Source organism: Streptomyces sp. NPDC044921 (genome assembly GCF_056432865.1).
Genome location: NZ_JBWKIF010000010.1, coordinates 166,824 through 187,588, shown reverse-complemented (window position 1 = coordinate 187,588; position 20,765 = coordinate 166,824). Strand labels below are relative to the sequence as shown.

The 20,765-nt window shown below is 73.0% G+C and carries 20 protein-coding genes; 8 read left to right on the top strand and 12 right to left on the bottom strand.

Going from position 1 to position 20,765, the window contains the following annotated elements; translation table 11 throughout:
- Positions 1-163 precede the first annotated feature (163 nt).
- The 7 genes from AC07DA_RS18065 to AC07DA_RS18035 form a co-directional block, all read right to left on the bottom strand.
- The gene (locus AC07DA_RS18065; RefSeq protein WP_479129136.1) at positions 164-964 is read right to left on the bottom strand and encodes an ABC transporter ATP-binding protein; all 801 of its coding nucleotides are present in this window, start codon (positions 962-964) and stop codon (positions 164-166) included.
- Complete coding sequence (locus AC07DA_RS18060; RefSeq protein ID WP_479129135.1) at positions 957-1,886, bottom strand: ABC transporter permease; 930 nt, start codon at positions 1,884-1,886, stop codon at positions 957-959. The genes AC07DA_RS18065 and AC07DA_RS18060 overlap by 8 nt, the downstream gene beginning before the upstream one ends.
- A 108-nt stretch (positions 1,887-1,994) precedes the next feature.
- Positions 1,995-2,867, bottom strand: coding sequence for a glycosyltransferase family 2 protein (locus AC07DA_RS18055; protein ID WP_479129222.1), 873 nt, complete (start codon positions 2,865-2,867; stop codon positions 1,995-1,997).
- A gap of 5 nt (positions 2,868-2,872) precedes the next feature.
- Positions 2,873-3,652 carry a CDP-alcohol phosphatidyltransferase family protein gene (locus tag AC07DA_RS18050; RefSeq protein ID WP_190050440.1) on the bottom strand — a complete coding sequence of 260 codons (780 nt, stop codon included), beginning with the start codon at positions 3,650-3,652 and terminating at the stop codon, positions 2,873-2,875.
- Positions 3,630-4,691 (bottom strand): iron-containing alcohol dehydrogenase family protein, encoded by a 1,062-nt coding sequence (locus AC07DA_RS18045; RefSeq protein WP_479129134.1) that lies wholly within the window; start codon positions 4,689-4,691, stop codon positions 3,630-3,632. Before AC07DA_RS18045 ends, AC07DA_RS18050 begins: the two co-directional genes overlap by 23 nt.
- Entirely contained in the window at positions 4,679-5,431 is a 753-nt protein-coding gene (locus AC07DA_RS18040; RefSeq protein ID WP_479129133.1) for a phosphocholine cytidylyltransferase family protein, read from the bottom strand. The genes AC07DA_RS18045 and AC07DA_RS18040 overlap by 13 nt, the downstream gene beginning before the upstream one ends.
- The gene (locus tag AC07DA_RS18035; RefSeq protein WP_479129132.1) at positions 5,428-7,242 is read right to left on the bottom strand and encodes a DUF5941 domain-containing protein; all 1,815 of its coding nucleotides are present in this window, start codon (positions 7,240-7,242) and stop codon (positions 5,428-5,430) included. The genes AC07DA_RS18040 and AC07DA_RS18035 overlap by 4 nt, the downstream gene beginning before the upstream one ends.
- A gap of 275 nt (positions 7,243-7,517) precedes the next feature.
- Here AC07DA_RS18035 and galE point away from each other — a divergent pair, with 275 nt between their 5' ends.
- From galE to idi, 3 genes are all read left to right on the top strand, one after another.
- Complete coding sequence (gene galE / locus AC07DA_RS18030) at positions 7,518-8,489, top strand: UDP-glucose 4-epimerase GalE (RefSeq protein ID WP_479129131.1); 972 nt, start codon at positions 7,518-7,520, stop codon at positions 8,487-8,489.
- 165 nt (positions 8,490-8,654) lie between these two features.
- Positions 8,655-9,593, top strand: a complete 939-nt coding sequence (locus AC07DA_RS18025) for a cation diffusion facilitator family transporter (RefSeq protein ID WP_479129130.1) — start codon at positions 8,655-8,657, stop codon at positions 9,591-9,593.
- A gap of 387 nt (positions 9,594-9,980) precedes the next feature.
- Entirely contained in the window at positions 9,981-10,574 is a 594-nt protein-coding gene (gene idi, locus AC07DA_RS18020; protein WP_479129129.1) for an isopentenyl-diphosphate Delta-isomerase, read from the top strand.
- Positions 10,575-10,596: 22 nt separating this feature from the next.
- Here the strand turns inward: idi and AC07DA_RS18015 are convergent, their stop codons facing one another.
- Positions 10,597-11,103: an ATP-binding protein gene (locus AC07DA_RS18015; protein WP_479129221.1), complete on the bottom strand. Its 507-nt coding sequence runs from the start codon at positions 11,101-11,103 to the stop codon at positions 10,597-10,599.
- A gap of 218 nt (positions 11,104-11,321) precedes the next feature.
- Between AC07DA_RS18015 and AC07DA_RS18010 the strand changes: the two genes are divergently transcribed.
- Positions 11,322-12,077, top strand: a complete 756-nt coding sequence (locus AC07DA_RS18010) for an enoyl-CoA hydratase/isomerase family protein (RefSeq protein WP_479129128.1) — start codon at positions 11,322-11,324, stop codon at positions 12,075-12,077.
- Here the strand turns inward: AC07DA_RS18010 and AC07DA_RS18005 are convergent.
- A complete protein-coding gene (locus AC07DA_RS18005; RefSeq protein ID WP_479129127.1) occupies positions 12,064-12,699 on the bottom strand; it encodes a DJ-1/PfpI family protein in 636 nt (211 codons plus the stop codon). The two genes, AC07DA_RS18010 and AC07DA_RS18005, sit on opposite strands and share 14 nt — an antisense overlap.
- A 42-nt stretch (positions 12,700-12,741) precedes the next feature.
- A complete protein-coding gene (locus AC07DA_RS18000; RefSeq protein ID WP_479129126.1) occupies positions 12,742-13,701 on the bottom strand; it encodes a GlxA family transcriptional regulator in 960 nt (319 codons plus the stop codon).
- A 114-nt stretch (positions 13,702-13,815) separates the two neighbouring features.
- On the opposite strand from AC07DA_RS18000, the gene AC07DA_RS17995 reads away from it, so the two are divergent.
- From AC07DA_RS17995 to AC07DA_RS17980, 4 genes are all read left to right on the top strand, one after another.
- Entirely contained in the window at positions 13,816-14,685 is an 870-nt protein-coding gene (locus AC07DA_RS17995; protein WP_479129125.1) for an SCO6745 family protein, read from the top strand.
- 140 nt (positions 14,686-14,825) lie between these two features.
- Positions 14,826-14,957, top strand: coding sequence for an LPFR motif small protein (locus tag AC07DA_RS17990; RefSeq protein ID WP_252100478.1), 132 nt, complete (start codon positions 14,826-14,828; stop codon positions 14,955-14,957).
- Between the two features lie 99 nt (positions 14,958-15,056).
- Positions 15,057-17,429 carry a Tex family protein gene (locus AC07DA_RS17985; RefSeq protein ID WP_479129124.1) on the top strand — a complete coding sequence of 791 codons (2,373 nt, stop codon included), beginning with the start codon at positions 15,057-15,059 and terminating at the stop codon, positions 17,427-17,429.
- 33 nt (positions 17,430-17,462) lie between these two features.
- The gene (locus tag AC07DA_RS17980; RefSeq protein WP_479129123.1) at positions 17,463-18,020 is read left to right on the top strand and encodes a putative glycolipid-binding domain-containing protein; all 558 of its coding nucleotides are present in this window, start codon (positions 17,463-17,465) and stop codon (positions 18,018-18,020) included.
- Here AC07DA_RS17980 and AC07DA_RS17975 read toward each other — a convergent pair.
- Together AC07DA_RS17975 and AC07DA_RS17970 are read right to left on the bottom strand one after the other, a co-directional pair.
- The gene (locus tag AC07DA_RS17975) at positions 18,017-19,657 is read right to left on the bottom strand and encodes an ABC-F family ATP-binding cassette domain-containing protein (protein WP_479129122.1); all 1,641 of its coding nucleotides are present in this window, start codon (positions 19,655-19,657) and stop codon (positions 18,017-18,019) included. The two genes, AC07DA_RS17980 and AC07DA_RS17975, sit on opposite strands and share 4 nt — an antisense overlap.
- Before the next feature lie 13 nt (positions 19,658-19,670).
- Positions 19,671-20,714: an oxidoreductase gene (locus tag AC07DA_RS17970; RefSeq protein WP_479129121.1), complete on the bottom strand. Its 1,044-nt coding sequence runs from the start codon at positions 20,712-20,714 to the stop codon at positions 19,671-19,673.
- Between the last annotated feature and the right edge of the window lie 51 nt (positions 20,715-20,765).

The following is a 20,765-nucleotide window of genomic DNA, read 5'->3' as shown; positions in this document are numbered from 1 at the left end:
CAGCTTACGTTGTACAACGCATCGGGGTTCGCCAGGGTGTCCCGCACATCACGAGAACACACCGATCGGACCCAAGCTTCCTGGAACGGGCCGGAGTTGACGTTTCCTTTGCAGACGCGGGGCCCCGCCGGAACAGTTCCGCCGGGGCCCTGGCCGAGCCGGGCTACTTGCCGGTGAACTTCTCGTACTCCTTGAGCACCTCGTCGGTCGGGCCGTCCATGCGCAGTTCACCGCGTTCCAGCCACAGGACGCGGTTGCAGGTGTCGCGGATGGACTTGTTGTTGTGGCTGACCAGGAACACCGTGCCGGCTTCCTTGCGCAGCTCCCGGATGCGGTCCTCGGAGCGCTTCTGGAACTTGCGGTCGCCGGTGGCCAGGGCCTCGTCGATCATCAGCACGTCGTGGTCCTTGGCGGCGGCGATGGAGAACCGCAGCCGGGCCGCCATGCCCGAGGAGTAGGTGCGCATCGGCAGCGTGATGAAGTCGCCCTTCTCGTTGATGCCGGAGAAGTCGACGATCTCCTGGTAGCGCTCCTTGATCTCCTCGCGGGACATGCCCATGGCGAGCCCGCCCAATATGACGTTGCGTTCGCCGGTGAGGTCGTTCATCAGGGCCGCGTTGACGCCGAGCAGAGAGGGCTGGCCGTCGGTGTAGACCTTGCCGCGCTCGGCGGGCAGCAGGCCCGCGATGGCGCGCAGCAGGGTCGACTTGCCGGAGCCGTTGGAGCCGATCAGGCCGATGGCCTCGCCGCGGTAGGCCACGAAGGAGACACCGCGCACGGCGTGCACCTTGCGCACCCCGCGGGCGGCGTCGTCGGAGCCGCGCTTGAGGATGCGGCTGAGGGCGGCGGTGGCGCTGCCCTTGCCGGTCTTGGCGCCGTTGACGCGGTAGACGATGTGCAGGTCGTCCGCGATGACGGTGGGGACCCGCGCCTCGCCCGTCCGCTCGGCGTTCCGCTCAGCCACGGCCGTACCTCTCCTCCGCCTTCCAGAAGTACACGAAGCCGCCGAGCGCGAACAGCACGGCCCAGCCGCCCGCCACCGCCCAGACGTGGTCGGGCAGGTACCGCGAGCCGTAGTCGTCGATGAGGGCGAAACGCATCAGGTCCATGTAGATCGCGGCCGGGTTCCACTGCAGGACGTTGGCGATCCAGGCCGGCTTGTCCGCAAGGAAGATCGGGATGGAGAACATCACGCCGGACGCGTACATCCAGGTCCGCATCACGAACGGCATCAGCTGCGCCAGGTCGGGGGTCTTCGCGCCCGCCCGGGCCATGATCAGCGCGAGACCGGTGTTGAAGCAGAACTGCAGGACGAGCACCGGCACGATCAGCACCCAGGACAGGTCCGGGTAGTGGCCGAAACCGATCGCCACGGCGAACAGCACGATCATCGAGAACAGCAGCTGCTGGAGCTGCTGCAGCGCGAAGGAGACCGGCAGGGCCGCGCGCGGGAAGTGCAGGGCGCGGACCAGGCCGAGGTTGCCGGAGATCGCGCGCACGCCCGCCATCACCGAGCTCTGCGTGAAGGTGAACACGAACACGCCCGTGACGAGGAACGGGATGTAGACCTCGCGGGACATGCCCCGGTCGGCCTCCAGGAGCAGGCCGAAGATGAAGAAGTACACGGCCGCGTTGAGCAGCGGCGTGGCCACCTGCCACAGCTGGCCGAGCTTGGCCTGGCTGTACTGGGCGGTCAGCTTCGCCTGGGAGAAGGCGAGGATGAAGTGCCGCCGTCCCCAGAGCTGACGGACGTACTCGATGAGGGACGGCCGGGCGCCGCTCACGCTCAGCCCGTACTTGGCGGCGAGTTCCCTCGCCGTGAGGCCCTCGTCGGGCGCCGCGGGCGCGCTCACCGCGACCGTGGCGTCGTGCGTTGTCTCACTCACTAGTGGAAACTTTCGTCTTCGAGATGCGCGGCCTGTGCGGGCCTGGCATGAGCCGGGGGCCAGGGTACGGCCCCTCCCGGTACTCCCGGATTCTCGCGTACGAGCTTGTCAGATGACGGGGGGCCGGCCCAGTCGGGTCAGCCGCCACACCGTACGCCACTTCATGGGCCGGCGGGGTCCGCACGGGGTGGTCCAGCCCTCGCGGAATCCGCCGAACCAGGCCCGCAGCGCGCGGCGGGAGGGGCGGCGCAGGAGGGTGAGCAGCAGCCACACGCCGAGGTAGACGGGGACGAGGAGCGCGGGGAGGTTGCGGCGGGCCAGCCAGACGCGGTTGCGGGCGACCATGCGGTGGTAGACGGCGTGCCGCGAGGGGGCGGTCGTCGGGTGGTAGAGCACCATGTCGGACCGGTAGTCGATCATCCAGCCGGCGTCCAGGGCCCGCCAGGCCAGGTCGGTCTCCTCGTGGGCGTAGAAGAACGCGTCCGGGAGCCCTCCGACGTCGGCGAAGACGCGGGTGCGGACGGCGTTGGCGCCGCCCAGGAAGGTGGTGACCCGGGAGGAGCGCATCGGGTCGGCGGCGCGCAGCCGCGGGACGTGGCGGCGCTGGGTGACGCCGGTGTCCGGGTCGGCTATGCGGAAGCTGATGATGCCGAGCCCCGGGTCGGCCTCGAACGCCTTGCGGCACAGCTCGGCGGTGTCGTGGTGCGCGAGGAGGCCGTCGTCGTCGAGGAAGAGCAGGATGTCGACGTCCCGGCCGGCCGGGCCGAAGGCCTCGATGCCGACGTTGCGGCCGCCGGGGATGCCGAGGTTCTCGGGCAGCTCGATCGTGCGGACGCCCTCGGGGACGTCCGGGACGGGCGAGCCGTTGCCGACGACGACCACCTCGACCGGGTCGCCGTCCTGCTTGGCGACCGAGTCGAGGAGGGCGCGCAGCTCGTCGGGGCGGTTGCCCATCGTGATGATGACCGCGCCGACCTTCATGCCGCTCACTTCAGCCTGCTCGACGCGAGGATGGAGACCAGGTGCAGCAGCGTCTGCACCAGGGCGATGCCGGCCAGCACGGCCACGCCGAGCCGGGAGAAGAACAGGTCGCCGCGGGCCTGGTCGACGATCGCCAGGACCAGGATGAGCAGGGAGGCCTCGATGCCGAGGATGAGGCGGTGGAACTTCAGCGCGGCGGCGGCCCGGCGGGCCAGCGCCATGCCGGAGGAGCGCATCTCGGCGGCGGCCTCCTTGACCGGCGGCTTGCCGGCCTGGTGGCGGGCGACGCCGACGAGGTCGGTCTCGGCCTTGATGAGGATGGCGCCGAGGGCGGCCAGGGTGCCGAGGAAGGCCCACAGCCAGTCGATGCGGCCGCTGCCCCACAGGTCGGCGGCGCGCAGGCCGAATCCGGTGAGCACGGCGGCGTCGGTGAGGTAGGCGCCGACGCGGTCCAGGTAGACGCCGTTGAGGGAGTACTGCTTCTTCCAGCGGGCGATCTCGCCGTCGACGCAGTCCAGCAGCAGGTACATCTGGACGCAGACGACGCCGAGCACGGCGCCCGGGATCCCCGGCACGAGCAGTGCCGGGGCCGCGAGCACACCGAAGACGGTCATCAGGTACGTGAGCTGGTTGGGCGTGACCCTGGTGTTGACCAGGTAGCGGTCGACCCGCAGGGACACCTCGCGCATGTAGAGGCGTCCCATCCAGTGCTCACCGCTGCGCCGGTCCTTCACCCCGGCGGGGTGAACGACGGGGCGTAGTTCAGCTACCGATGGCCTTGACATAGTCGGTGTAGGTGTCCTTGATCTGTTCGGTGTTCAGGTCGAGGTGTTCGAGGATGGTGTAGCGGCCGGGACGGGTCTCGGGGGCGAACTCGACGGCCTTGACGAACTCCTCCGTCGTGAAGCCGATCTCGTCCGGCAGCACGGGCAGGCCGTGGCGGCGCAGCACCGCGGCCATGTACGCCGACTCCTCGTGCGCCCCGCGCAGCCACATCGCGAAGGCCGCGCCGAGGCCGCACTGCTCGCCGTGGGCGGCGGCCCGCTTCGGGTAGAGCAGGTCGAAGGCGTGGTTGATCTCGTGACACGCCCCGGAGGACGGCCGGGAGTCGCCCGACACCGACATGGCGATGCCGCTGAGGACGAGCGCCTCGGCGAGCACCTGGAGGAAGTCGTTGTCCCCGATGCCGCCCGGGTGCCGCAGAACGGCCTCCCCGGCCTGGCGGGCCATGGCCGCGGCCAGGCCGTCGATCCGCTCGCCCTTGACCCGGTTGGCCAGCTCCCAGTCGGCGATCGCCGAGATGTTGGAGACGGCGTCGCCGATGCCGGCGCGGACGAAGCGGACCGGGGCCTCACGGATGACGTCCAGGTCGATGACGACCGCGATCGGGTTCGGCACGCCGTAGGAGCCGCGGCCCGCGTCGTTGTCGAGGGTGGCGACCGGCGAGCACAGGCCGTCGTGCGCGAGGTTCGTCGGCACGGCGACCAGGGGCAGGCCCACGCGTGCCGCGGCGAACTTGGCGCAGTCGATGATCTTGCCGCCGCCGAGGCCGACGACCGCGTCGTAGTGGCCGGCCTTTATGTCACCGGCCAGCCGGACCGCGTCGTCGAGGGTGCCGCCGCCGACCTCGTACCAGGTGGCGCCGGGCATGCCGGGCGAGATGCGCTCGCGCAGCCTGGCGCCGGAGCCGCCGCTGACGGCGACGGCGAGGCGGCCGGAGTGCGAGATGCGCTCGTCGGCGAGCACGCACGCCAGGTCGTCGAGGGCACCCGGGCGGATGTCCACGACGAGCGGCGAGGGGATCAGCCGGGTCAGTACTGGCATGCGATCTCCCGTCCCCGGGCGAGATCGTCGTGGTTGTCGATCTCCACCCAGTCGACGTCGCCGATGGGCGCCACGTCGATCCGGAAGCCGCGGTTGACCAGCTCCTGGTAGCCGTGCTCGTAGAACTGCTGCGGGTCGGTCTCCCAGACGGCCTTGAGCGCGTCGGCCAGCTCGGGGGCCGCGTCGCCCTCGATGAGGGTGACGCCGATGTACTCGCCGGTGGCCTCGGCGGGGTCCATCAGCTTGGTGATCTTCGTCATGCCCCTGGCGGGGTCGACGACGACCTTCATCTCCTCGTCGGCGAGCTGCTTGACCGTGTCGAGGGCGAGGATGATCTTCTTGCCGTCGCCGCGGGCGGCGAGCAGCGTCTTCTCGACGGAGACCGGGTGGACGGTGTCGCCGTTGGCGAGGATCACACCGTCCTTGAGGGCGTCACGTCCGCACCACAGGGAGTAGGCGTTGTTCCACTCCTCGGCCTTGTCGTTGTCGATGAGGGTGAGCTTGAGGCCGTACTTCCGCTCCAGCGCCTCCTTGCGCGCGTAGACGGCCTCCTTGCGGTAGCCGACGATGATCGCGGCCTCCGTCAGGCCGACCTCGGCGAAGTTGGCCAGGGTCAGGTCGAGAACCGTTGGTTCGCCCTCTATGCCCGCGGGCCCCACCGGCACCAGCGCCTTGGGAAGGCTGTCGGTGTAGGGGCGCAGACGCCGTCCGGCGCCGGCCGCCAGCACGAGGCCGATCATGCGGGTTCTCCTTCATCGTGTACGGCGGGTGCGCCGCCCTGGTGGGCGGCGACCCAGAAGCGGATGCTCTCGACGAGCACCACCAGGGCCACGGCCACGGCGAGGACCGTGAGCGCGACCGTGAACTGCGGGGCGGTGAGCAGCGCGGCGAGGACGGTGACGAGCAGTGTCCGTCCCTCGTGTCCCCCGATGGAACGCACCAGCCAGGCGGGGGGCGCCCCGGCGTTGCCGCGGATGCGGTACACCGTGTCGTAGTGATGGTAGGCGACCGCGGCCACCAGCCCGAAAGCCGCCGGAAGGGCCCCGTTCACGTCCGCTTTCGCCGCCAGGACGAGGACGGTGCCGTACTCGGCGGCGCGGAACAGGGGCGGGACCAGCCAGTCGAGGGCGCCCTTGAGGGGCAGGGCGACGGCTGCGGCGGAGGTCAGGACGTACAGCGCGGCGAGGACGACGGGCAGGGCGCTGCCGTAGCCCTCCAGGGCGGCGGCGAGCACCACCAGCGCGGCGCCGGGCAGGGCGACGAGGACGCGTGCACCGAGCGGCCCCTTCGCGGGCAGCTTGCGCAGTACCGAGGCCAGGCCCGCCGCCAGCGGCCCGCTGTCGGCCAGGTCGGCCAGCGCCCCGGCGGCCCGGTCGGTCCGCCGGGCCTTGCGGGTCAGGGAGCGCAGGACCCGGCCCGCCGTCGTGTACGTCGCCGCGAACGCGCAGCCGATGAGCAGCGCGTAGAAGGTGACGCGGGGGGTGGTGACGGCCGTGAGGACCGCGATCATCGCCCAGCGCTCGCCGATGGGCAGGACGATCATGCGCCGGACCCAGACCGTCCAGCCGACGCTGTCGAGCTTGTCGGAGAGGGCGGCGGTGGGGCTGGTGTTGGCGGTGGCGTCGTGGTTGGCCTCGTTGAAGGAGAAGTCCACGACGTGCCGGCAGGTCTGCAGGACCATGGCGCCGAGGGCGAGGGCCCACACGTCGTCGCCGCCGCGGGCGGCGCCGAGGGCGAGACCGGCGTAGTAGGCGTACTCCTTGGCCCGGTCGAAGGTGGCGTCGAGCCAGGCACCGAGCGTGGAGTACTGCAGGGAGTAGCGGGCGAGCTGGCCGTCGGTGCAGTCCAGCACGAAGGACGCGATCAGCAGGACGCCGGCCGCGACGAAGCCGCCGCGGGTGCCGGTGGCCGCGCAGGCCGCCGCTATGAGGGCGGTGAGCAGCGAGGCGGTGGTGACCTGGTTCGGCGTGAGGCCCCGGCGGGCGCACCAGCGGGCGATGTACCGGGAGTACGGGCTGATGCAGAAGGTGGTGAAGAAGCCGTCGCGGGCCTTCACGGCCGACTTCAGGCGTACGGCCTCGTCGTCGACGTCCGCGACCGCCTGCCGTGCCTCGTTGCGGGCCTGCGGGTCGGCGGGGACGGCGGCGACCAGGGTGCCCAGCTCGGGGCGGTGCACGTCCGTGCCGTCGGCGTCCAGGGCGGCGAGGACGCGTTCGGCGAGGCTGTCGACCAGGGTGGTGCCGCCGCCGGCGGAGTTCTCGCGGGCCATGGCGCGGGTGAGGGCCTGGCGGCCGGCCGGGCGGGCGGTGACCGCGCCGGGGATCGCGGCGAGCGGGAAGCGGGGGTCGGTGAGGCCGAGGCGCAGCGCGTGCACGTGCCCCACGAACCGGGCGTCGACCAGGGCGACCCGCTCGTCGCCCGGCACCTCGGCGAGCAGGGTCTCGGCCTCGGCGGCGTCGGCCGCGACCCGGACGTCGAAGCCGAGGGACCGCAGGTCGCCCTCGATCGACGATCCGGGGACCGGCTGACCGGTGAGGATGGCGGTCGGCAACCGAATTCACTCCCTGGTACCGACGCGTCCACGCCGGTGGTGTGCATGCTGGGGGCGCCCGCGCCGGTGGCTCCCGGGCGGCTGTCGGCAGAGGCTATCGGATGCCGGGAAGGGCGTGTTCACCACCCGTTCGGCAGGCGGATCGACGCAGTTCGCCCAAGCCCATGCCGCGATCATCATCGGGGATCCGGGGGCCGCCCCACAAACTCCGCGCCCGTACCGGACATCGGGGACATTGCGCCGCGCGCGGCGGTGGCGGCATAGGGTGGGCGACCATGACTTGGCTGATCACCGGCGGGGCCGGCTACATCGGGGCCCACGTGGCCAGGGCCATGACGGAGGCCGGGGAGCGCGTGCTCGCCCTGGACGACCTGTCGGCCGGGGTGCCCGCGCGACTGCCGTCCGGCGTCCCGCTCGTGCGGGGCTCCTCGCTCGACGGGGCGCTGCTGAAGCGGGTGTTCGCGGAGCACGGCGTGACGGGGGTGGTGCATCTGGCGGCGCGCAAGCAGGTCGCCGAGTCCGTCGCGCAGCCGACGCGTTACTACCGGGAGAACGTCGGCGGCCTGGCGACGCTGCTGGACGCGGTGGCGGAGGCGGGGATCGAGCGGTTCGTGTTCTCGTCGTCGGCGGCGGTGTACGGCGACCCGGGTGTGGACCTCATCACGGAGGACACGCCCTGCGCGCCGGTGAACCCGTACGGCGAGACCAAGCTCGCCGGGGAGTGGCTGGTGCGGGCCGCGGGCCGGGCCCACGGGATCTCCACCGTGTGCCTGCGCTACTTCAACGTGGCGGGGGCGGCCGCGCCCGAGCTGGCGGACACCGGGGTGTTCAACATCGTCCCGATGGTCTTCGACCGGCTGACCCGCGGCGAGGCGCCCCGGATCTTCGGCGACGACTACCCGACCCCGGACGGCACCTGCGTCCGCGACTACATCCATGTCGCCGACCTGGCCGAGGCGCACCTCGCGGCGGCGCGGCGGCTCGCCGGGGACGGCGTCACGGGCGATCTGACGGTGAACATCGGCCGCGGTGAGGGTGTCTCGGTGCGCGAGCTGATCACCGTGATCGGCGACGTCACCGGCGACCGGCGGCCGCCGGTGGTCGAGGGGCGCCGCCCGGGGGACGCGCCCCGGGCGGTGGCGTCCGCCTCCCTGGCGGCCAAGGAACTCGGCTGGACGGCCCGGCGCGGGGTGCGCGAGATGGCCGAGTCGGCCTGGCGCGGCTGGCTGCTGCACCACGGCTCCTGATCCGCCGAACCCCCGCCGAATGACGGGCGGCGCCCTGACCTGCGCATCGTTTCCGCAGGTCAGGGCAGATGACAACGGTGTTCAGTGCCGCGTTGCACATACCCCCTCCCCGTAGTTGACTGGGGCGCCCGAGCACGATCAGGCGACGCGGGAGGGTGGCTTTTCATGGGGGCTGGGCACGATCACGGGCACGCGCACGGCGAACCGGGCGGGGGTACGGCGACCTCGGCGTACCGCGGCCGGTTGCGGATCGCGCTGGCGATCACGCTCGGCATCGTGGCGGTCCAGATCGTCGGTGGCGTGCTCGCCGACTCCCTGGCGCTCGTCGCGGACTCGGCGCACATGGCGACGGACGCGCTCGGCCTGGCCATGGCGCTGCTCGCGATCCACTTCGCCAACCGCCCGCCGAGCGAGCGGGCCACCTTCGGCTACGCGCGCGCCGAGATCCTCGCCGCCCTGGCCAACTGCCTGCTGCTGCTCGGGGCGGGCGGATACGTCGTGTACGAGTCGGTGCAGCGCTTCCTCACCCCGGCGCAGACCGAGGGCCGGCTGGCGCTGCTGTTCGGTGCGATCGGCCTGGCCGGGAACCTGGTGTCGCTGGCGCTGCTGATGCGCGGCCAGAAGGAGAGCCTGAACGTGCGCGGCGCGTTCCTGGAGGTGGCGGCGGACGCGCTGGGCTCGGTCACGGTGATCGCCTCCGCCGTCGTGATCATGCTCACGGGCTGGCAGGCTGCCGACCCGATCGCCTCGCTCGTCATCGCGCTGATGATCGTGCCCCGGACGCTGCGGCTGCTGCGCGAGACCCTCGACGTGCTGCTGGAGGCGGCGCCCAAGGGCGTCGACATGGCCGAGGTGCGGGCGCACATCCTCGCCACGGACGGGGTGGAGGACGTCCACGACCTGCACGCGTGGACGATCACCTCGGGCATGCCGGTGCTGTCGGCGCACGTCGTGGTCAGCTCACAGGCGCTCAGCGCCATAGGCCACGAGAAGATGCTGCACGAGCTGCAGAACTGCCTCGGCGACCACTTCGACGTGGAGCACTGCACCTTCCAGCTGGAGCCGGGCGGGCACGCGGAGCACGAGGCACATCTCTGCCACTGACCCGGCCGCCGGGCGCGCGGGGGCCGTGCCGGCCGATGGGCCCGCCCAGTGTGAGGGGCCTGGGGCGACCGAGCCGGAGGAAGCACCGCGTGCGTGATGAGCCTTCCGAGGCGTGAGAGTCGGGTGGGGCGCGCGGAGACCGCTGCGCGCCGGGGTACGCAGCCCTCCGGCGCGCGCCCGCGCCTTGGCTCCCGCCGTGTCCGCGGGGACGATTTTCGGCCCATCGGGCCGGGCACGATCCCTTACCTGGGTCCCTTCCCCGGCGCCCCAGCGGCGCAGTCCGCGCTCCCGCGCCGCCGCGCGGGACATGCGGGCGGCAGCGAAGTGCCGGGAGTGCCGGATTCGTACGGCAGACTTGGGGCGCGAAGACCGATGTGAAGGATGGGTATGCCGATCACACCTGCCACCGCGACGCACAGCCCGTCGAACGGCACCGCAGAGGCGATTTTGCTGGAACTGGTCGACGAGGACGGCGTGACGATCGGCACGGCGGAGAAGCTCGCCGCCCACCAGCCGCCCGGGCAGCTGCACCGCGCGTTCTCCGTGTTCCTCTTCGACGAGTACGGCCGGCTGCTGCTCCAGCAGCGCGCGCTGGGCAAGTACCACTCCCCCGGTGTGTGGTCCAACACCTGCTGCGGCCACCCCTACCCGGGTGAGGCGCCCTTCGCGGCGGCGGCGCGGCGGACCTTCGAGGAGCTCGGCGCCTCCCCGTCCCTGCTGGCGGAGGCGGGCACCGTCCGCTACAACCACCCGGACCCGGAGTCGGGTCTGGTGGAGCAGGAGTACAACCACCTCTTCGTCGGCATGGTGCAGGCCGTGCTGCGGCCGGACCCGGAGGAGGTGGCGTCGACGGCGTTCGTGACGCCGCCCGAGCTGGCGGAGCGGCACGCCAAGGACACCTTCTCGTCCTGGTTCATGACGGTCCTGGACGCCGCCCGCCCGGCGATCAGGGAGCTGACGGGCACCTCGGCCGGCTGGTGAGGCGCGGGTCCGGGGGCAGGGCCTAGGGGAAGCGGACGGGCCGCAGCGGCAGGGCGGCCCAGATCACCTTGCCGCCGCTCGCGGTGTACTCGACCTCGCACACGCCGCCCGCCTCGCGGGTGATCTCGCGGACCAGGATCAGGCCGCGGCCCCCGGTCCTGCCGTGGTCGGTCTCGAGAGCCGTCGGCCGGTAGGGGTGGCTGTCCTCCACGGACACGCGCAGCCACTCGGCCCCGACGGCCAGTTCGACCGCGATCGTCGGAGAGAGCACGGCCGCGTGTTTCACGGCGTTCGTCACCAGTTCCGAGACGATCAGCAGCAGCCCCTGGGCCAGGTCGTCCGGTACCGGCACGCCCTGGCGGCGCAGCAGGTCGCGTACCGCGTGCCGCGCCTGCGGGACCGAGGCGTCGACGGACGGTGCGGTGAACCGCCAGACCCCTTCGTACGGCAGCGGATCCGCGGGCCCGGGACCGAGGGGCGCCGCGCCGCCCTCTGGGCGTGGGCCGAACCCGCGCCCGTCGTCGTCCATCGTCCGGTCGCCACCCTCGCGCTCGATTGTCGCCACACCCCCGAGTGTTGGTAACGATGCGCTCCGGACCCCGGGGCTGAACAGAAGTCAGCAACTATCGAGCACTTCTGACCGTTGGCGTATGACACGGTCAGTTGTGGGACTGGTCCTGTCCCTGTTGTGCCGTCTCGGCGAACTATTCGGGTTGTACGGGTTTGACCTCCGGATAGCATCCGCGCATGGATCCGCAGCTGCAGCACAGCGTGGCCGAGTCGGTCGCGACGGTCGTCATCAGCCACCCGGAGAAGCGCAACGCCATGACGGCCGCGATGTGGCGCGCGCTGCCGCCGCTGCTGCGGGAACTCGCGGGCGATCCCGGCGTGCGGGCCCTCGTCCTCACCGGGGAGGGCGGGACGTTCTGCGCCGGGGCCGACATCTCCACGCTGAAGGGCTCCCCCGAGGAGGCGCAAGGGCTGGCGGTGCGGGCCGAGGAGGCGCTCGCGGCCTTCCCGAAGCCGACGCTCGCGGCGATCCGCGGGCACTGCGTGGGCGGCGGGGCGCAGCTGGCCGCGGCCTGTGATCTGCGGTTCGCCGAGGAGGGCTCGCTGTTCGGGGTGACGCCCGCGAAGCTGGGCATCGTCTACCCCTCGTCCTCGACCCGGCGGCTGGTGTCCCTGGTGGGCCCGGCCACCGCCAAGTACCTGTTGTTCTCGGGTGAGTTGATCGACGCGGAGCGGGCGCTGCGCACCGGTCTCGTGGACGAGGTGCCGCCCGCGGGGGAACTCGGCAAGCGGGTGGCCGAGTTCGCCCGGGTGCTGGTGTCCCGTTCGCAGCTGACGCAGGCGGCGGCCAAGGAGTTCGCCGACGGCCGCACCGACCGGGACGCGCACTGGGCGGCGCAGGCACGCGCGGGCGGCGACGCCGCGGAGGGGGTCGCCGCCTTCCTGGAGCGCAGACGGCCTCGGTTCGGCTGGAGCGTGCCTACGTCAGGATGAGCCCGGCGTGGGTGCGGACCAGGTCGACGAGGTGCGCGGGCGCCTTCTCGGGTGATCCGGCGTCGTAGGGCGGCTGGGGGTCGTACTCGGTGGCGAGCTGGACGATCCGCGCGTGGTCGTCGCCGGCGATCCGGCCGAGCAGGGTCAGCCCCATGTCGATGCCGGAGGAGACGCCGGCGGCGGTGACGTACTTGCCGTCGGTGACCACCCGCTCCCCGGTCGGCTCGGCGCCGTGGCGCGCGAGTTCCTCCAGGGCCAGCCAGTGGGAGGTCGCGCGGCGGCCCCGCAGCAGTCCGGCGGCGGCGAGCAGCAGGGAGCCGGTGCACACGGACGTCGTCCAGGCGCTGGTGGCGTCCGCGGCGCGCAGCCAGGCGAGCAGGGGCCCGTCCGGCGCCAGCGGCAGCGGGCCGGGGCCGCCCGGGACGACGATGATGTCGGGGTCCGGTACCTCGGCCAGGGCCCGGTCGGCGGTGAGTGCGAGGCTGCCCGAGTCGTTCCGGACGGGACCTGCCTCCTCGGCGACGAAGACGGTCTCCGCGCCCGGGAGCCGCCCCAGGGTCTCGTAGGGGCCGACGGCGTCGAGGGCGGTGAAGCGGTCGTAGAGGACGATGGCGATCTGCATGGGGGCCCTTTCGTCGGTGTGAGGGACTCGCCCGCCCTGCGCTCAGGGCGTGGCTGCCGGGCGGAAGCGGCGGCGGTACTCGGCCGGGGGTGTGCCCAGGGCCTTGACGAAGGCGCGGCGCATGGCCTCCGGGGTGCCGTAGCCGCTGGTGCGGGAGATCTCCTCGACGCCGTCCGCCGTGTCCTCCAGCAGGCGGCGGGCGTGTTCGAGGCGGGCCCGGTCGACGTAGCGGCCGGGCGTCACGCCGGTCTCGGCGCGGAAGGCGCGGGCGAAGTGGCGGGGCGAGAGGCGGGCCCGGGCGGCGAGGGCCTCCACGGACAGGTCGGCGTCAGGGCGCTCGGCGATGTGGCGCTGGACCTCGCGCAGGGGCTCGCGCCGGGCGGTCTGGGCCGCGAGCTGGGCGCTGAACTGGGCCTGGTTCCCCGGGCGGCGGAGGAACACCACCAGGTGCCGGGCGATGGTGAGGGCCGCGTCCCGGCCCAGGTCCTCCTCGACCAGCGCGAGGGCGAGGTCGATGCCGGCGGTGACCCCGGCCGAGGTGGCCACGTGCCCGTCGCGGACGTAGACCGGGTCGGGGTCGACCTCGACGGCCGGATGGTCGCGGGCGAGCCGGTCGCAGTACGCCCAGTGGGTCGTGGCACGCCGGCCGTCCAGCAGCCCGGCAGCGGCGAGCACGGTCGCGCCGGTGCACACCGAGACCAGCCTTCCGGCGCGCGGCCCGTGCCCGCGCACCCAGTCGACCAGCCGCGGGTCGGGGCGCAGCCCGCCCGTCCCACCGGGGACGAGGAGGACGTCCGGGTGCGGCGCGGCGGTCAGGGACGTGTCGGGTACCAGGGTCAGGCCGCTGGTGGTGCGCACCGGCGCGCCGTCCAGGGACGCCGTGCGGATCCGGTACGTCCCCGGGGCGAGCAGCTCCGCGCCCGCGAAGACCTCCACCGGTCCGGTGACGTCGAGACTCTGCACGCCGTCGTAGAGGACGGCGAGAACCGTGCGCTGGGCCATGCCGTCGATGGTGCGCGGGAGCGGTGCGTGGCCGCAATGACGAGTTCCCCACCTTTCCTGCCGTGCGCCGCTCGGCCGTAGAGGTCATACCAAGCGGTTGGTAACCTGCGCGGCATGACGACTGCCGCCCGGGAGCCGCGCGCCGGCCGACGTTGCCACAACGTGCTCAACTCCCTGCACGCGACGCACTACTTCTCGCCGGACCTGGGCCGGGAGCTGGGCGCGGTCGGGATCACCGACCCCCGGGCCGTGAACTTCGCCGTGCGGGCCGCCGCCTTCGGCCCGGTCGGCGCGGGACCCGTCGCGGCGGCCTTCTACAACTACAAGTACGAGCTGGTGGCCCGGCACGTGCCCGCGGTGTGGGAGACCGCTTCGCCGGGGCGGGTGCTGGCCGCACGCACGCGTGCCGTGGACGCCACCCTGCGCCGGCTGCTGGGCGAGGAGGCCCTGGCGTCGGCCGGGATGGCGGAGGCCGCCCGGCTGGCCCTGCGCGCCGCCGAGGCCTGTACGCGCGAGGCGCGGCCGCTGTACGCCGCCCACGCCGACCTGCCCGTCCCCGAGGAGCCGCACCTCGCCTACTGGCACGCGGCGACCCTGCTGCGCGAGCACCGGGGCGACGGGCACCTGGCCGTCCTGGTGTCCGCGGGCCTGGACGGCCTGGAGGCGCTGGTGACGCACACGGCGACGGGCAAGGGCATGACCCCGAAGTGGGTGGTGACCACCCGGGGCTGGAGCCGGGAGGAGTGGGACGCGGCCTCGGACCGGCTGCGCGAGCGCGGGCTGCTGGACGGGCACGGCGAGCTCACCGAGCGGGGCGCCGCCCTGCGCGGCGAGATCGAGCAGGAGACGGACCGCCTCGACCGGGCCCCGTACGAGCACCTGGGCCCGCGGGGCGTGGCCCGGCTGACCGAGCTGGGCGGTGGGTTCGCGCGGGCCGCGGTCCTGGCGGGGGCCAACCCGGCGGACCTGATCGGCAAGGGCTGACGGGGCCCGCAGGCGCCCGCTCCGGTCCCGCTCGCGACCGTGCCCGGCAGGCCCGTCCGGCCGGGACGCATGGTATGGCGGCTGCGCGGTACTCGCTCTCCACCGGCCGTCGCGGCCGGGAGCGGAGAAAGGGGATTTTCGTGTTCCGTGCTATCGCAGACGTGCTGCGCCAGATCGGCGGGGCCATCGCCACCGTCGTGACGCTGCCCTTCCGGGCCCTGGCCCGGCTGTTCGGCGGGGCCTCGTCCTCCACCCGCAGCCGCAGGGCCTGACCGGACCGGCGGCCCCGCCGCGTGCCGCCCTGACCCCGGGTGTCGGTGTCACCTGCCACAATTGCCGCGCAACCTCAGTGGAGAAGGCGGTACGGGATCGTGACGACACCCGGGTCCAACGGGTCCATCAGCGTAGGGTCCATCGAAAGCAGGATCGCCGAGGAACTCGGCGTACGGGAGCGGCAGGTCAGGGCCGCCGTGGAACTGCTCGACGGCGGTTCGACGGTGCCCTTCATCGCCCGCTACCGCAAGGAAGCCACCGAGATGCTCGACGACGCGCAGCTGCGCGCGATCGAGGAGCGCCTGCGCTACCTGCGGGAGCTGGAGGAGCGGCGGGCCGCGATCCTGGACTCGGTGCGCGAGCAGGGCAAGCTCACCGGCGAGCTCGAGGCCCGGATCCGGGGCGCCGAGACGAAGGCGCGCCTGGAGGACATCTACCTCCCGTACAAGCCCAAGCGGCGCACCAAGGCGCAGATCGCGCGCGAGGCGGGTCTGGAGCCGCTGGCGGACGGACTGCTCGGCGATCCGACCGTCGAGCCCCTCGCCGCGGCCGCCGCGTTCGTCGACGCGGACAAGGGCGTGGCCGACCCGCAGGCGGCCCTCGACGGCGCCCGGGCGATCCTCACCGAGCGGTTCGCCGAGGACGCCGACCTGATCGGCGAGCTGCGCGAGCGCATGTGGGTGCGCGGGCGGCTGGCCGCCAAGGTGCGGGAGGGCAAGGAGGAGGCCGGCGCGAAGTTCGCCGACTACTTCGACTTCGCCGAGCCGTTCACCGAGCTGCCCTCGCACCGCGTCCTGGCGCTGCTGCGCGGGGAGAAGGAGGAGGTCCTCGACCTCGTCCTGGAGCCCGAGGAGCCGACGGACGGCCCGTCGTCGTACGAGGGGATCGTCGCGCACCGGTTCGGGATCGCCGACCGGGGCCGCCCCGCCGACAAGTGGCTGGCGGACACGGTCCGCTGGGCGTGGCGCACCCGCATCCTCGTCCACCTGGGCATCGACCTCCGACTGCGGCTGCGCACGGCCGCCGAGGACGAGGCGGTGCGGGTCTTCGCGGCGAACCTGCGCGACCTGCTGCTCGCCGCCCCGGCGGGCACGCGCGCGACGCTCGGCCTGGACCCCGGCTTCCGTACCGGCGTGAAGGTCGCCGTGGTCGACGCGACCGGCAAGGTCGTCGCCACCGACGTCATCCACCCGCACGTCCCGGCCAACCGGTGGGACGAGGCCATCGCCAGGCTGGCCCGGCTGGCGAAGGAGCACGCGGTCGAGCTGATCGCCATCGGCAACGGCACGGCCTCGCGCGAGACCGACAAGCTCGCCGGGGAACTCATCGCCAAGCACCCGGAGTTGAACCTCACGAAGGTGATGGTCTCGGAGGCCGGCGCGTCGGTGTACTCGGCGTCGGCGTTCGCCTCGCAGGAGCTGCCCGACATGGACGTGTCGCTGCGCGGTGCCGTGTCGATCGCCCGCCGGCTCCAGGACCCGCTCGCCGAGCTGGTGAAGATCGACCCGAAGTCGATCGGCGTCGGCCAGTACCAGCACGACCTGTCCGAGGTGAAGCTGTCGCGTTCGCTGGACGCGGTGGTGGAGGACTGCGTGAACGGCGTGGGCGTGGACGTCAACACGGCCTCCGCGCCGCTGCTCGCCCGGGTCTCCGGCATCACCTCCGGCCTCGCCGAGAACATCGTGGCGCACCGCGACCAGAACGGCCCGTTCACCTCCCGCGGCCAGCTGAAGAAGGTGGCGCGGCTCGGCCCGAAGGCGTACGAGCAGTGCGCGGGCTTCCTGCGCATCCGCGGTGGCGACGACCCGCTGGACGCGTCGAGCGTGCACCCGGAGGCCTACCCGGTGGTCCGGCGCATGGTGAAGACGACCGGGCAGGAGGTCGCCGCGCTCATCGGCAACACGGCGGTGCTGCGCTCGCTGAGGCCGCAGGACTTCGTCGACGAGTCGTTCGGCCTGCCGACGGTGACCGACATCCTCAGAGAGCTGGAGAAGCCGGGCCGCGACCCGCGTCCGGCCTTCAGGACGGCCGCCTTCAAGGAGGGCGTCGAGAAGATCTCCGACCTGTCTCCCGGCATGGTCCTGGAGGGCGTCGTGACCAACGTCGCCGCCTTCGGGGCGTTCGTCGACGTCGGCGTGCACCAGGACGGCCTGGTGCACGTGTCCGCCATGTCCAGGACGTTCGTCAAGGACCCGCGGGACGTGGTCAAGCCGGGCGACATCGTCAAGGTGAAGGTGCTCGACGTCGACATCCCGCGCAAGCGGATCTCGCTGACGCTGCGCCTGGACGACGAGGCGGCCCCGCAGGGCGGGAAGGGCGACGGCTCCGGGGAGCGCCGCCAGCGCGGCGGGCGTCCGCCGCAGCAGCGCCAGGGCGGCGGGTCGCGGCAGGCGGCGGCGCCGGCGAACAGTGCGATGGCCGACGCCCTGCGCCGGGCCGGTCTGGCCGATCCCGGGAACGGCCGTCGCTGACGGCTTCGCGGGGGCGGTTCTACACTGGGCGTTATGTCCGCTGCACGCGTCCTCACCTGGGAAGTGCTCGCGAGCCGGGGGTTCGAGACCGCCTGGGCCCAGGTGCGGGACGGCGTGCTGCGGGCGCGCGGGCGGGCCGTCGGGACCGCGCCGGAGCCCTACTGGGTCACGTACGACCTGGACACCGCCGACGGGTTCGTCACCCGTCGGCTGCGGGTGACGGTCGACTCCGCCGCCGGCAGCCGCGCGCTCGACCTGCTCCACGACGGCGGGGGCGGGTGGACCGTGGACGGCGAGCGGCTCCAGGAGGTCGACGGGGCCCTCGACTGCGCTCTCGGGCTGTCCCCGCTGACCACCTCCATGCCGGTGCTGCGGCACGGGCTCCTGCGCGGACCGGGCGAGCTGGAGCTCCTGATGGCCCGGGTGTCCGTGCCGGACCTGACGGTGCGGCCGTCGCGGCAGACGTACACGCATCTGCGGCCGGGACGGGTCCGGTTCGCCTCCGGTGACGTCCGCGGCGACCTGGAGTTCGACGAGGAGGGGTTCGTCGTCGACCACCCCTCCCTCGCACGGCGGCTGGCCGCTGCCTAGCGCTCGGTCACCTTGCCGTCCGCCACCTCCAGGCGGCGTGTGACGCGCACGGCGTCCAGCATGCGGCGGTCGTGGGTGACCAGCAGGAGGGTGCCCTCGTAGGCGTCGAGGGCCGACTCCAGCTGCTCGATGGCCGGCAGGTCAAGGTGGTTCGTCGGCTCGTCGAGGACCAGGAGGTTGACGCCCCGGCCCTGGAGCAGCGCCAGGGCGGCCCGGGTGCGCTCGCCCGGGGAGAGGGTCGCCGCGGGGCGCAGGACGTGATCGCTCTTGAGGCCGAACTTGGCCAGCAGGGTGCGAACCTCGACCGGTTCGGTGTCCGGGACGGCCGCGCGGAAGGCGTCGAGCAGCGTCTGCTCGCCGTGGAACAGCTCGCGGGCCTGGTCGACCTCGCCGAGCAGGACGCCCGAGCCGAGCGCGGCGTGCCCGGCGTCCAGCGGGACGCGGCCGAGCAGGGCGGCGAGCAGCGTGGACTTGCCGGCGCCGTTCGCGCCGGTCACCGCCACCCGGTCCGCCCAGTCGATCTGGAGGGACACCGGGCCGAGGACGAAGCCCCCGCGGCGCACCTCGGCGTCCCGCAGGGTCGCGACGACGGCGCCCGAGCGGGGCGCCGAGGCGATCTCCATGCGCAGTTCCCACTCCTTGCGGGGCTCCTCCACGACGTCCAGTCGTTCGATCATGCGCTGGGTCTGGCGGGCCTTCGCGGCCTGCTTCTCGCTGGCCTCGCTGCGGAACTTGCGGCCGATCTTGTCGTTGTCGCCGCCCGCCTTGCGGCGCGCGTTCTTCACGCCCTTGTCCATCCAGGAGCGCTGCGTCTGCGCGCGGTCCTGGAGGGCCGCCTTCTTGTCGGCGTACTCCTCGTACTCGTCGCGGGCGTGCCGGCGGGCGACGTCCCGCTCCTCCAGGTAGGCCTCGTAGCCACCGCCGTAGAGGTTGATCTCGCCCTGGGCGAGGTCGAGTTCGAGGACCTTGGTGACGGTGCGGGTGAGGAACTCGCGGTCGTGGCTGACCACCACCGTGCCGGCGCGCAGGCCACCGACGAAGCGTTCGAGGCGCTCCAGGCCGTCCAGGTCGAGGTCGTTGGTCGGCTCGTCGAGGAGGAAGACGTCGTAGCGGGACAGCAGGAGGGAGGCGAGTGAGGCGCGGGCGGCCTGGCCGCCGGACAGGGAGGTCATCGGCTGGTCCAGGTCGATCGCGAGGCCGAGGGAGTCGGTGACCTCCTCGGCGCGCTCGTCGAGGTCGGCGCCGCCGAGGCCGAGCCAGCGCTCCAGGCTCGTGGCGTAGGCGTCGTCGGCGCCCGGTACCTCGTCGACCAGGGCCTGCGTCGCCTCGTCCATGAGCCGCTGGGCCTCGGCGACGCCGGTGCGGCGGGCCAGGAACGCCCGGACCGTCTCGCCGGGCCGGCGGTCGGGCTCCTGGGGCAGGTGGCCGACGGTGGCGGTCGGCGGGGACAGGCGCAGTTCGCCCTGCTCGGGGGCGGCGAGACCGGCGAGCATCCGCAGCAGGGTGGACTTGCCCGCGCCGTTGGCGCCGACCAGGCCGATGACGTCGCCGGGCGCGACGACGAGGTCGAGCCCGGTGAACAGGGCGCGGTCGCCGTGGCCGGCGGCAAGGTTCTTGGCGACGAGGGTGGCAGTCATCAGAGCGCCGATCCTAGTGGGCCGCTCCGTGGGTCACGGCGGTGGCCAGGACGCTTCCGGTGGTGCGGGCGACGAGGAAGGACCGCCCCTTGAGCGCCTTCGCCTCCAGGGCGAGGCGGTGGCGGCCGGGTTCCAGGACGCCGTCGAAGAGGTCGTGGGTGTGGGTGCGGGAGAGCCGGTCGACGCGGTACGCGGTGAGGGTGACCCGGCAGGTGGAGGTGACCTCGACGTCCGCGCCGTCGCCGTAGGCGGTCAGGGCGGTGAGGCGGCGTTGCGCGGCCGGGCTGCGGTCCAGGGCGTGTTCGATCTGCGCGACGAGGAGGGGGACGATCGGGGCGAGACCGTCGACGTACGCGACCGGGACCCGGGCGTGCGCGAAGGCGCGGCGGACGGCGGCACGTTCCCGCTCGCCGGTGCCCGGGGCGAAGGCGACGGCGCCGTAGCCGCGCAGTTCCTCGGCGGGCACCGCACGGGCGTCGTGGGCGATGTCGGCGCCGACGCCGATGGTGCGCAACGCGGCGGCGAGCCTGGGCAGGACGGCGACGCGGGCACCGATCAGCAGGACGCGGCGGCGGGGGTCCGGGGCGGAGCCGTCGAGCAGCGCGGTCAGGGCCGTGCGGTACGCGCCGCCGCGGAAGCGGAACGGGCCGATGCCCTGGTAGCCGTTGCGTTCGAGGTCGGCGTGTTCGTCGGTCTGCCAGGCGAAGTCCCGCCAGATGACGTCCTCGCCGTCGCGGTGGATCACCGCGGTGACGGCGCCGCAGGCCAGGTCCTCGCACTCCGGGCAGCCGTAGACGATGTACCGGCCGCCCGGCAGCGGGGCCGGGCTCTCCAGGAGCAGGCTGCGGACCTGGGCGGTGAAGATCGCGGGTGGGACGTCGGAGGCGAGCGGGGAGACCGCGTCGAGGTCGGAGAGCCGGAACAGCAGCGGGCGTCCGTCGACGATGAAGTCCAGGAAGTCCCGGTGGACCTGGTAACCACCGTCCGTCAGAACTCCGCCGGCCCGCATCGCGGGTGCCAGGCCGAAGGTCGTGTACTGGGCGTACTCGGCGCACATGGGGTGAGTATCCCCACACGCGGCGTGATGTGAGCACGGCATGACCGATTC